Annotated in this window: 14 protein-coding genes; 9 read left to right on the plus strand and 5 right to left on the minus strand. The window is 63.4% G+C overall.

What is annotated here, in order from left to right; genetic code table 11:
• Window positions 1-103 precede the first annotated feature (103 nt).
• Complete coding sequence (locus tag JJ959_RS20835; RefSeq protein WP_292888296.1) at window positions 104-1,042, minus strand: 3-keto-5-aminohexanoate cleavage protein; 939 nt, start codon at window positions 1,040-1,042, stop codon at window positions 104-106.
• 187 nt (window positions 1,043-1,229) lie between these two features.
• Here JJ959_RS20835 and JJ959_RS20840 point away from each other — a divergent pair, with 187 nt between their 5' ends.
• Genes JJ959_RS20840 through JJ959_RS20855 form a run of 4 tightly spaced genes read left to right on the plus strand, consistent with a single transcriptional unit; the run spans window position 1,230 to window position 3,227 of the window.
• Window positions 1,230-1,736 (plus strand): EF-hand domain-containing protein, encoded by a 507-nt coding sequence (locus JJ959_RS20840; RefSeq protein WP_292888298.1) that lies wholly within the window; start codon window positions 1,230-1,232, stop codon window positions 1,734-1,736.
• 35 nt (window positions 1,737-1,771) lie between these two features.
• Window positions 1,772-2,344: a sigma-70 family RNA polymerase sigma factor gene (locus JJ959_RS20845; RefSeq protein WP_292888301.1), complete on the plus strand. Its 573-nt coding sequence runs from the start codon at window positions 1,772-1,774 to the stop codon at window positions 2,342-2,344.
• Window positions 2,341-2,772: a hypothetical protein gene (locus tag JJ959_RS20850; RefSeq protein ID WP_292888304.1), complete on the plus strand. Its 432-nt coding sequence runs from the start codon at window positions 2,341-2,343 to the stop codon at window positions 2,770-2,772. Before JJ959_RS20845 ends, JJ959_RS20850 begins: the two co-directional genes overlap by 4 nt.
• Window positions 2,769-3,227: a periplasmic heavy metal sensor gene (locus JJ959_RS20855; RefSeq protein WP_292888306.1), complete on the plus strand. Its 459-nt coding sequence runs from the start codon at window positions 2,769-2,771 to the stop codon at window positions 3,225-3,227. The genes JJ959_RS20850 and JJ959_RS20855 overlap by 4 nt, the downstream gene beginning before the upstream one ends.
• Window positions 3,228-3,251: 24 nt before the next feature.
• Here JJ959_RS20855 and JJ959_RS20860 read toward each other — a convergent pair whose 3' ends face one another.
• The 4 genes from JJ959_RS20860 to phnF all read right to left on the minus strand — a co-directional run bounded on the left by JJ959_RS20860 (window position 3,252) and on the right by phnF (window position 6,717).
• Window positions 3,252-3,398 (minus strand): hypothetical protein, encoded by a 147-nt coding sequence (locus JJ959_RS20860; protein ID WP_292888309.1) that lies wholly within the window; start codon window positions 3,396-3,398, stop codon window positions 3,252-3,254.
• Window positions 3,399-3,490: 92 nt separating this feature from the next.
• Window positions 3,491-5,191, minus strand: a complete 1,701-nt coding sequence (locus JJ959_RS20865) for a thiamine pyrophosphate-binding protein (protein WP_292888312.1) — start codon at window positions 5,189-5,191, stop codon at window positions 3,491-3,493.
• Window positions 5,169-5,834, minus strand: a complete 666-nt coding sequence (locus JJ959_RS20870; protein ID WP_292888314.1) for a hypothetical protein — start codon at window positions 5,832-5,834, stop codon at window positions 5,169-5,171. Before JJ959_RS20870 ends, JJ959_RS20865 begins: the two co-directional genes overlap by 23 nt.
• Before the next feature lie 163 nt (window positions 5,835-5,997).
• Complete coding sequence (phnF, locus tag JJ959_RS20875) at window positions 5,998-6,717, minus strand: phosphonate metabolism transcriptional regulator PhnF (protein WP_292888317.1); 720 nt, start codon at window positions 6,715-6,717, stop codon at window positions 5,998-6,000.
• Window positions 6,718-6,847: 130 nt separating this feature from the next.
• Between phnF and phnG the strand changes: the two genes are divergently transcribed.
• The 5 genes from phnG to JJ959_RS20900 form a co-directional block, all read left to right on the plus strand.
• Window positions 6,848-7,309 (plus strand): phosphonate C-P lyase system protein PhnG, encoded by a 462-nt coding sequence (gene phnG / locus JJ959_RS20880; protein ID WP_292888319.1) that lies wholly within the window; start codon window positions 6,848-6,850, stop codon window positions 7,307-7,309.
• Window positions 7,310-7,313: 4 nt separating this feature from the next.
• On the plus strand, window positions 7,314-7,934 hold the full coding sequence (phnH, locus tag JJ959_RS20885; protein ID WP_292888322.1) for a phosphonate C-P lyase system protein PhnH: 621 nt from the start codon (window positions 7,314-7,316) through the stop codon (window positions 7,932-7,934).
• 4 nt (window positions 7,935-7,938) lie between these two features.
• Window positions 7,939-9,057 carry a carbon-phosphorus lyase complex subunit PhnI gene (locus tag JJ959_RS20890; RefSeq protein ID WP_292888324.1) on the plus strand — a complete coding sequence of 373 codons (1,119 nt, stop codon included), beginning with the start codon at window positions 7,939-7,941 and terminating at the stop codon, window positions 9,055-9,057.
• Window positions 9,058-9,066: 9 nt separating this feature from the next.
• Window positions 9,067-10,014 (plus strand): alpha-D-ribose 1-methylphosphonate 5-phosphate C-P-lyase PhnJ, encoded by a 948-nt coding sequence (locus JJ959_RS20895; RefSeq protein WP_292888327.1) that lies wholly within the window; start codon window positions 9,067-9,069, stop codon window positions 10,012-10,014.
• Window positions 10,011-10,458: ATP-binding cassette domain-containing protein (locus tag JJ959_RS20900; RefSeq protein ID WP_292888330.1), on the plus strand; the 448-nt coding region annotated here is incomplete at its 3' end. The genes JJ959_RS20895 and JJ959_RS20900, both read left to right, overlap by 4 nt.

A 10,458-nucleotide genomic window follows, 5' to 3' on the forward strand; every position in this document is an offset into this window, starting at 1 on the left:
GATCGGGTTGAAGACCATGGGGGCCCGCACGTGATCGATCGGATCGGCAATGCATCCGAAGACGCGGGTCTTCCCGGTGATATCGAGCGTGGCTCCCATGGGATCAGAACTTCACCTGGTCGCCGCCCTTGAGCGCGAGCATTTCGCGGGCTTCCTTCGGCGTGGCGACCTCGAGCGAAAGGTCCTCGATGATCCGCTTGATCTTGGCGACCTGGTCCGCGTTGCTCTCTGCGAGCTTGCCCTTGGAGATGAAGAGGCTGTCCTCAAGCCCGACCCGGACATTGCCGCCCAGCATCGCCGCCATGGTGCAGAAATTCATCTGGTGGCGTCCGGCGGCCAGAACCGACCACTGGTAATCGTCGCCGAACAGCTTGTTGGCGATCCGGCGCATGTGCATGAGGTTCTCCTCGTCCGCGCCGATGCCGCCGAGGATGCCAAAGATCGTCTGAACGAAGAACGGCGGCTTCACCAGACCCCGATCGGCGAAATGTGCCAGCGTGTAGAGATGGCCGACATCATAGCATTCGAACTCGAAGCGGACGCCGTGCCCCTCCCCGAGCTCCTTCAGGATGTATTCGATGTCCTTGAAGGTGTTGCGGAAGATGAAGTCGCGGGAGTTCTCGAGGAACTGCGGCTCCCACGGATGCTTGAACTCCTTCATCTTGTCGAGGATCGGGAACAGGCCGAAATTCATCGATCCCATGTTCAGCGAGGTCATTTCCGGGCTGGCCCGGAACGCGGCCGCTAGGCGCTCTTCCAGGCTCATGCCGTGACCGCCGCCGGTGGTGATGTTCACGACCGCGTCGCAGGACTGTTTGATGCGCGGCAGGAACTGCATGAACATGTCCGGATCCGGCGTCGGGCTGCCGTCCTCGGGATTGCGCGCATGCAGGTGCAGGATGGAGGCACCGGCTTCGGCGGCCGCGATCGCATCCTTCGCGATTTCGTCCGGCGTGATCGGCAGATGCGGGCTCATCGTCGGGGTGTGGATCGACCCCGTCACCGCACAGGTAATGATCACTTTCTTGCTTGCCGCGGCCATCGATTCCTCCCGAATTTTTTCAAGCCGTTGAACTGGTTGCAGGCTACTCCGGGGACACGCGCTTTGAAAGTACCGCTTCGGCACGAGAGAATATTTGCCGCAGCCGCGACGGATTTCCCGAGCCGCTTCGTTTGAATGGATAACCCGGTCGATTGGAACGGGTTCACGCAACAAGGGATCTATTCAGATGAAGAAGATTTTTGCCGCCGCACTGCTCGGCACCGTCATCCTGACGCCGGCCATTGCCGGAGCCCACGGGATGCAGGGCGGCCCGCGTGCCGCCGAACACAAAGCCATGATGCTGGAGCGCTTCAAGGAAGCCGACACCGATGGCGACCAGAAGCTGACGAAGGCCGAGATGTACCAGGCCCGCGGCAAGCGCGCGTCGGAGATCGATACCAACAATGACGGGACCATCGACGCGGCTGAAATGGACGCGGCCCGCAAGGAACAGCGCCTGAAGCGGATGGAACGCTTCCTTGCCATGCTCGACACGGACGGCGACGGCGTCGTGACGACCGAGGAATATGCCCGCGCCGGCGCCCATCGCATGCAGCGCATGGACAGCGACCGGGACGGCGTCATCAGCCTCGAGGAAGTCACCGAAATGCGCGGTCCCCATGGCGGTCATCACGGCGGCATGCATCGTGGCATGAACGGCGGCTCTTGCGAGGGTCGGGGTTACCGGCACTAATAGCCGCTTCGCTCGGCGAAAATGCGGAAGCGCGTATGGCGGAGTCCGATAACGACTTGCTCGGCCTGGTCGCCAATGGCGACCGGGCTGCCTTCGACAGGCTCGTACTGCGCCATCGCGGTCCGCTGTCCGCATTCGCTCATCGCCTTCTCGGCAACCGGAGCGAAGCGGAGGAAATTGTGCAGGAATGCCTGACCCGGGTCTGGAGCAACGCGCCTCGCTGGGATCCGGAGGGCAGCGCCAAAGCCTGGATCTATCGGATCGCGCACAATCTCAGTGTCGACCGACTGCGGGTCCGGCGTCCGACCGTCGATATCGAGAGCCGCGAGTTCGAGGACGATAGCCCGACTCCGGAGCAGGCGCTCACGATCAAGCGGGAAAACCTCAGCGTCCGGGATGCGGTCGCAGCGCTGCCGGAGCGCCAGAGAATCGCGATTTCCCTCTTTCACCTCAAGGACATGACGGCCGACGAGGTGGCGAATACGATGGAGATCAGCGTCGATGCCCTGGAATCGCTGCTGCGGCGGGCACGGGCGAAACTGAAAGACATCGTCCGGCAAGAACAGCCGGAAGCCTATGCCAGGACGGCGGCAGGAGAGCGCAGATGAGAGAGATGACCGAAACACGTTTCAGGGAACTGGCAGACGCCTTTGGCTCCGATCTGGCGAAATGGCCGTCCTCGGAGCGGGATGCCGCCCGCGCCCTTCTCTCGGAACGCCGCGACCTTGAAGCGGTTCTGGCCGAGTGGGCCGAACTGGATGCCGCCCTCACCGATATCCTCGACGAGGCCGAGCTGCAGCCTCGCCCGGTCGCCGAGCTGGGTGGCGCGTTCGACCTTCGCGGATTCCTCAGCGCGCTCTGGCCCTTCGGCGGACTTTGGCAGCCGGCTGCCGGTCTCGTCGCGGCCAGTGCGGCCGGCTTCATTGTCGGCATCAGCCTGACCGATCTGCCAGCAGAAACGACAAATGTCTATGACGACCAACTGACGATAGTGGAAAGCGCGCTCGGCGCGGAGACACTGGAGATCAACCAATGACCTGGACCCGGACCCGTACGCTTGCCCTGCTGCTGTTTCTGTCCGTCGCACTCAACCTGTTCGTCGCCGGCATGGTCGTCGGACGGTGGGATCGATGGGACGGTCCGAGAGGACATGGAGGCCCGCGGCACGGCAAGTCCATGTCAAAGGTGATTGAATATGCCCTCGGCGACAGCCTCACTCCGGCCCTGCGCAGCCGCCTCGAACAGCATGACGACGCCATGCGGGAGAATTTTCAGGAGACCCGGGAAAGCCGGCGCGCGATCCGCGACGTGCTGGTCCGCGAGCCATTCAACAAGGACGCCTATCTCGAGGCCCTAGACCGGATGAATGCGGTCCACGACCGGATGCGGGCGGAAACCCATTCCTTCATGATCGAGATCATGGATCAGCTGACGCCCGAACAGCGCCGCTTGCTGGTCGAGAAACTCGACCGCAAACGGAAATACGACTGAGGCGCGGAAGCCGCGATCACTCAATCAGCGAACAACGTTCCGCCTGACACGCAAAGCCTCGAGGATGACCGCCTCGACCTGATTGGCCGGACGGAACCAATAGAACATCCAGAGCGGGATCTGCTGACTGTCCCGCTCCATTTCCCACAACAACCATCTCCGCATACGCATGACCACCTCCTCCGAGGTTTGACGATTGCGGGCGGCACCGGAAGGAATGCCGCTCCATCCGCTTAGACGCGAGACGGGAGCGGCATGTGAAATCAGCCGGCTTTTTCCTGCGCAGCGGCGCGAATTGCGGAGAGCGTGGTTTTCGGCGTGATCGCCTCCGGATCGATCTTCACCTCGATCAGGGTCGGCTTGTCCGCCGCGAGCGCGCGCTCGAAAGCGGGCGCGAATTCGGAAGTTTCGAGAACCGTCTCGCCGTTCGCACCATAGGCACGCGCCAGCGCGGCGAAATCCGGGTTCTGCAGCTCGGTATGCTTCACCCGGCCCGGAAACTCGCGTTCCTGGTGCATGCGGATGGTGCCGTACATGCCGTTGTTGATCACGATGATGATCAGCTTGGCGCCGTGCTGCATGGCCGTCGCCAGCTCCTGGCCGTGCATCATGAAACAGCCGTCGCCGTTCATCGAGACGACGACCCGTTCGGGGTGCACCAGCGCCGCCGCGACCGCGGCCGGCAGTCCATAGCCCATGGACCCGCTGGTCGGCGCGAGCTGGGTGCGGAAACCGCGATACTGGTAGAAGCGGTGCATCCAGGTCGCGTAGTTACCGGCTCCGTTGGTGATGATCGCGTCTTCCGGCAGCGTCTTGTTCAGCCAGGCAGCAATCTCGCCCATCTGCACGGAACCCGGAACCGGCAGCGGCTCCAGGGTCGCCAGATAGTCGGCATGGCCCTTCGCGATATCCTTCTTCCGCTTGGCCCCGTCGACCGGCTTCATCGCGGCGAGCGCGGAGGCGAAGGTGCGCGGCGTCGCGTTGATCAGCAGATCGCCCTGATAGACCCGGCCCAGTTCCTCGGCGCTGCCGTGGATATGCACCAGCCCCTGTTTCGGGCGCGGTATGTCGAACATCGTGTAGCCGCCCGTGGTCATCTCCCCCAGCCGGGTGCCGAGGGCAATCACCATGTCGCTCTCCTTGATACGCGCGGCGAGTGCCGGATCGATGCCGATGCCGACATGGCCGACATAGTTCGGGTGGCGGTTGTCGAAATAGTCCTGGCAGCGGAAGGACGCGCCGACCGGAATGCCGTTGGCGACCGCGAACTGTTCGATTTTCTCGCAGGCCTCGCGATCCCAGCCGCCGCCGCCGACGATCATCATCGGCCGCTCCGCCTTCTCCAGCATGGCGCGGAAATCGGCCATCTGCTCCGGGCCAGGATGCGGTTCGACCGGGACGTAGGGCGCGATCTGCGGCGCCTCGGCATAGTCCATCAGCATATCTTCCGGCAGCGCCAGAACGACCGGTCCCGGACGGCCGGAAACTGCCGTATGAAAGGCCCGGCTGATATATTCCGGAATCCGTGCCGCATCATCGATCTGCGCCACCCATTTGGCCATCTGGCCGAACATGCGACGGTAATCGATCTCCTGAAAGGCCTCGCGCTCGACCATCCAGCGCGCGACCTGGCCGACCAGAAGCACCATCGGGGTCGAATCCTGGAAGGCGACATGAACGCCGGCGCTCGCATTGGTCGCGCCCGGCCCGCGGGTCACCATGCAGACGCCCGGACGGCCTGTGAGCTTGCCATAGGCATCCGCCATCATCGCCGCGCCGCCTTCCTGGCGACACATCACGGTCCGGATCCCGTTGGTCTCCTGCAACCCGTCGATCACCGCCAGATAGCTCTCACCCGGCACGCCGAAGACAAGATCGACCCCCTCGGTCACCAGTGCATCGACAAGAATATGGCCGCCGAGGCGACCGGCACCGGAACCGTTACTTGAGGGAGAGGAGCTCATCTACATAACTCTTATAGCGTTGGGATTTGGGTTTCTGACGGTCCGCCTCGTTCAGATAGCGGATCGAACTCTTGCCCTTGAGGTCCTTGGGCAGAAGGAGCACGCGGATAAAGCGCGTGCATTCGTCGGTGCAGGCATCGGCCCAGACGGCCTGTCCGCCCGGCTCGAACCAGGCATCGCCGGGATGGTAATCCTGCGATTTCGTATCGCTCGAAAGAGTCAGCTTGCCGTTGCGCATGCAGCGGATGCCCGGGCCCATATGGGTATGCGGCACCGCAGCACCGCCAGTCGGAAACAGCACACTGTCGCAGCGGATCAGCCAGTCGTCCAGCTTCTCGACGCTCGGGACGGCGTTGCTGACGACGAGCTCGCTCTGAATGCCCTCGCCAAGATCGAGATCGGGTTTGGCCTTCGCATCGCCGATTTCCCAGCGCCAGAGCTCTCCACCTTCGGTGCCTGCACGAAGAGCGTAGCCCGTCCGCATGTACCGCGCCTCGTCTGGCTGCAGAACATTGCCGCCTTCGAACGCCAGATCGCCCGTATTGCAGTACAAAATCCGGAAGGCGTCAGGCAGGTTCTTCGAAACGGCATGCGGAGAAAAGACGTCCTTGACCAGACGCAAAACATAGGTGGATGTCGCCATCAAACCATCAGGCAGGATCTTCGCCTGCCTCCCTTGTTCGTCCCGCTTCGCGCGGGTTGAAATTCCCGTATTACCTCGCCTGAGGCGCATCAGAGGTCAAGGATCGCTTTGCGATCAGTTTCTTTCGAATCCGAGACGAACAATCGTTCCAGGAAGGATCGGCTCAGCTTTCGAACACCAGCTGGAAGCGATCCGCCGCATAGCGGGCAATGCCGTACTCGATCGGTTTGCCGTCGGGCGTCACATTGATCGACTCGACGACCAGCACGGGCCTGCTGCGCGGCTGCTGCAGCGCGTCTGCGTCGCCTGCGTCCGGCATCCGCGCCGTCACGCGCGTGACCTTTCGGGTGTATTCGCCATGGCCGAGCCGGGTCAGGACCTTGGTGATGGAGTCCAGTTCCTGATGCAGATCCGCAAATCCGGGCACGCGGACTGACGGGAAATAGTGACTGCCGACCGATATAGGCCTGCCGTCCACCTCCCCGATACGGTCGAGGCGCGTCAGCTTGCTGCCCTTGGGGAGGCCGAGCTGCTTGAGAATCGAGGGATCCCCTTCTTCCTCCTGCAGCAGGAGCGTCCGGCCGCCCGGCGTGCGTTTCTGGCTCAAGACGTTGTCGGAGAAGCGGGTCTTCTTCGCGACCAGATAATCGAGCACATGTTCCTGCACGAAACTCCCGCGCCCCTGCTCGACCCGGATCACGCCGTCTTCCGCGAGTTCCGAGACGGCACGTCGCAACGTATGCCGGTTGACCCCGTAACGCTGTGAGAGCTCGGCCTCGGTCGGCAGCTTGCTGCCCGGGGCGTATTGTCCGGAGCGGATCGCGTCGGAGATGTCGGTCGCGATCTGCCGCCAAATCGCCTGTCCGCTGTTTCGTTCGATCAAGGCGCTCGCTCCCGGCAGTCATCAAACTTTCATCCGCTCCCCATTGCGCGGAGCGTTGGGGAGGCCTATAACACACAAAGATATAGACATCTATACAAATCGCGAATTTGTCGAACAAGAGGACAAGCCGATGGAACCGCAGGCCTCACCGCCACACTCGAATGAGCGCAAGCGCTGGATGTCCATTCTTGCGAAGGCGTCCTACGAAGACCTGAACAGCCTCTGGCAGAACCTCCCGGACAAGCCGGAATGGAGCCGTATCCGCGCCCCCGAAATCGGCATGGTGATGGTCCGCGGGCGCATGGGCGGCACCGGGAACCGCTTCAATCTGGGCGAAATGACCGTCACACGCTGCACCGTCGGGCTGTCCTGCGGACTGATCGGCCACGGCTATGTCTCGGGCCGCAACAAGGATCATGCGGAAGTCGCCGCCGTCATCGACGCACTCATGCAGCGCAAGGAGCGCGCCGAGACCGTCGAACATTCCATCATCAAGCCGCTTGAGTTGCGGCACCTCGACCGGCGCAAGCGGGCCAGCCGCAAGGCGGCCGCGACCAAGGTCGAATTCTTCACCGTGGCACGGGAGAACTGATCCGATGTCAGCCGACAACCTGGCCCGAACGCCTCATCTCACACCCGGTTTCACCGATAGCGTAACGGAGTCCCAGACGGTCTTCCGGCACCTTCTGGAAGCCATGGCCCGCCCCGGGACGGTGCAGACCGTCGATATCGACATCGAGGGACCGGACACGCTTGATCGGGCGGCGACGGCGATCGCCCTCGCTCTCGTCGATTTCGAAACCCCGCTCTATCTCGCCCCCGCCCTCGCAACGGATGCGGCGGAGACCTACCTGAAATTCCATTGCGGCACGCGGATCACCCGCGACAGCATGGAAGCCGCCTTCGCGATCCTCGACAAGGCGCCCGAGACCCTTTCCGGCTTCAATTCGGGAACGGACGAATATCCCGAGACCGGCGCGACGCTTCTGATCCAGGTCGACACGGTGAAGGCCGGCGGGCCGCTGATATTGAGCGGACCCGGCATCAAGGACACGACAAACATCGACCTGCCCGAGGTTCCCTCCGCTTTCTGGACGGCGCGCACCGCGCAGCAGCGCTACTTCCCCCGCGGCATCGATCTGGTCTTCGTCTCCGGCGGCTCGATGGTGGCCATCCCGCGCACGACGAATGTGTCGCTCACGGCAGGAAAGGAATAGCTCCATGTATGTAGCTGTCAAAGGCGGCGACAAGGCGATCGAGAACTCGCTGCGCTACCTAGCCGATATCCGCCGGGGCGACCGCCGGGTGCCGGAACTCTCCATCGCGCAGATCCGCGAACAGCTTCCGCTTGCGGTCGACCGGGTGATGACCGAGGGCTCGCTGCACGATCCGGATCTGGCAGCGCTGGCGATCAAGCAGGCGAACGGCGACATCCAGGAAGCGGTCTTCCTGCTCCGCGCCTATCGCACCACCCTGCCCCGCTTCGGCGCCTCGCTGCCGATCGATACCGCGAAGATGCAGATCCGCCGGCGCATTTCCGCCACCTACAAGGACCTCCCGGGCGGCCAGATTCTCGGGCCGAGCTTCGACTACACGCACCGTCTGCTCGATTTTACCCTGGCGGCGAACGGCGAGACCAGGGAGGCGCCGAAATCTGACGAACCGGTGCCGGAGGGCATGCCGCGGGTCGCCGACATCCTCGACCATGAGGGCCTGATCGAGCTTGAGATCCCCGACGACGAGGACGGGGCGGTGCCGGACCTGACGCGGGAGTCGATGAGCTTCCCGGCCGACCGGGCGACCCGGCTGCAGAATCTCGCGCGCGGCGACGAGGGTTTCCTGCTCGCGCTCGGCTATTCGACCCAGCGCGGCTTCGGCAATGCCCACCCCTTTGCCGGAGAGATCCGCATGGGCGAACTGGCCGTCTCCTTCGTCCCGGAGGAACTCGGCTTCGAGATCGAGATCGGCGAGATCACCGTTACCGAATGCCAGATGGTGAACCAGTTCAAAGGCTCCTCGAAGGTGCCGCCGCAATTCACCCGCGGCTATGGCCTGACCTTTGGCCATTGCGAACGCAAGGCGATGTCCATGGCGCTGGTCGACCGGGCGCTCCGTGCCCGCGAGTTCGGCGAGGAGATCGAAGCCCCGGCACAGGACGAGGAATTCGTCCTCTACCATTCCGACAATGTCGAGGCCTCCGGCTTCGTCCAGCACCTGAAGCTTCCGCACTATGTCGATTTCCAGGGTGAGCTGGTGACCGTGCGCGAACTCCGCGCCGAGATCGAGGCGCGCGAGAAAGACAACCAAACCGATGACGACGAACTGGCCGCGGCCGAGTAGGACGAGAGCATGAGCACCAATCAAAGGCCCCAGCCCTGGCAGGCCCCGGAACACGACCAGCCGGTCGCCCAGGTCGAGGGTTACAATTTCGCCTATCTCGACGAGCAGACGAAGCGGATGATCCGCCGCGCCATTCTCAAAGGCGTTGCCATTCCAGGCTATCAGGTCCCCTTCGGCAGCCGGGAAATGCCGCTGCCCTACGGATGGGGCACCGGAGGAATGCAGGTGACGGCGGCCGTGATCGGCCGCGACGACACGCTGAAGGTGATCGACCAGGGCGCGGACGACACGACCAACGCGGTGAATATCCGCCGCTTCTTCGCCAAGACGGCGGGCGTCGCGACGACCGAGAAGACCGCGGAGGCGACGGTCATCCAGACCCGTCACCGGATCCCCGAGAAGCCGCTGACCGAGGAACAGATCCTCGTCTACCAGGTACCGATCCCGGAGCCGCTGCGCTGGGTCGAGCCGCGCGAGACCGAGACGCGCAAGATGCATGCGCTCGAGGAATACGGAGTCATGCATGTCAGTCTCTACGAGAGCATCGCGCGCTTCGGCCGCATCACCACCTCCTACAACTACCCGGTCCAGGTAAACGGCCGTTACATCATGGCGCCGAGCCCGATCCCGAAATTCGACAATCCGAAGATGCACCAGATGGCGGCGCTGCAGCTGTTCGGCGCCGGGCGCGAGAAGCGGATCTACGCCGTGCCACCCTATACCGACGTGAAGAGCCTCGATTTCGAGGACCACCCCTTCACCATCCAGTCCTGGGACGATACCTGCGCGCTCTGCGGTGCCGATGACAGCTACCTCGACGAGGTCATCACCGACGATGCGGGCGGCAAGATGTATGTCTGCTCGGACAGCGACTATTGCGCGGAACGCCGCGAGGCCGGCCATGTCGGCCATCAGGGCGTTCCGGCAGGCACCGACACCAAGGGAGAAGCCCAATGATGGCGCGGCGAGAGGACGGCCCCCTGCTCCAGGTCGAGGGCGTCACCCAGAAATACGGCCAGAATATCGGTTGCCAGGATGTCAGCTTCTCGCTCTATCCGGGCGAGGTGCTCGGCATCGTCGGGGAGTCCGGCTCCGGCAAATCGACGCTTCTGCGCTGCGCTTCCGGGCTGATGCAGCCGACCGAGGGCATCGTGCGGTTCAATACCCGCGTCGACGGCCTGCAGGACATTTATGCCCTCTCGGAGGCCGAGCGGCGCATGCTGATGCGGACCGACTGGGGCATCATCTACCAGAACGCCCGCGACGGCCTGCGGATGAACGTCTCCGCCGGCGCCAATGTCGGCGAACGGCTGATGGCGGTCGGCGAGCGGCATTACGAGACAATCCGCGAGACCTCGTCGGAGTGGCTCCAGAAGGTCGAGATGGATCTCGGCCGGATGG

It is taken from the genome of Nisaea sp. (assembly GCF_017640745.1).
GTDB lineage: Bacteria > Pseudomonadota > Alphaproteobacteria > Thalassobaculales > Thalassobaculaceae > Nisaea.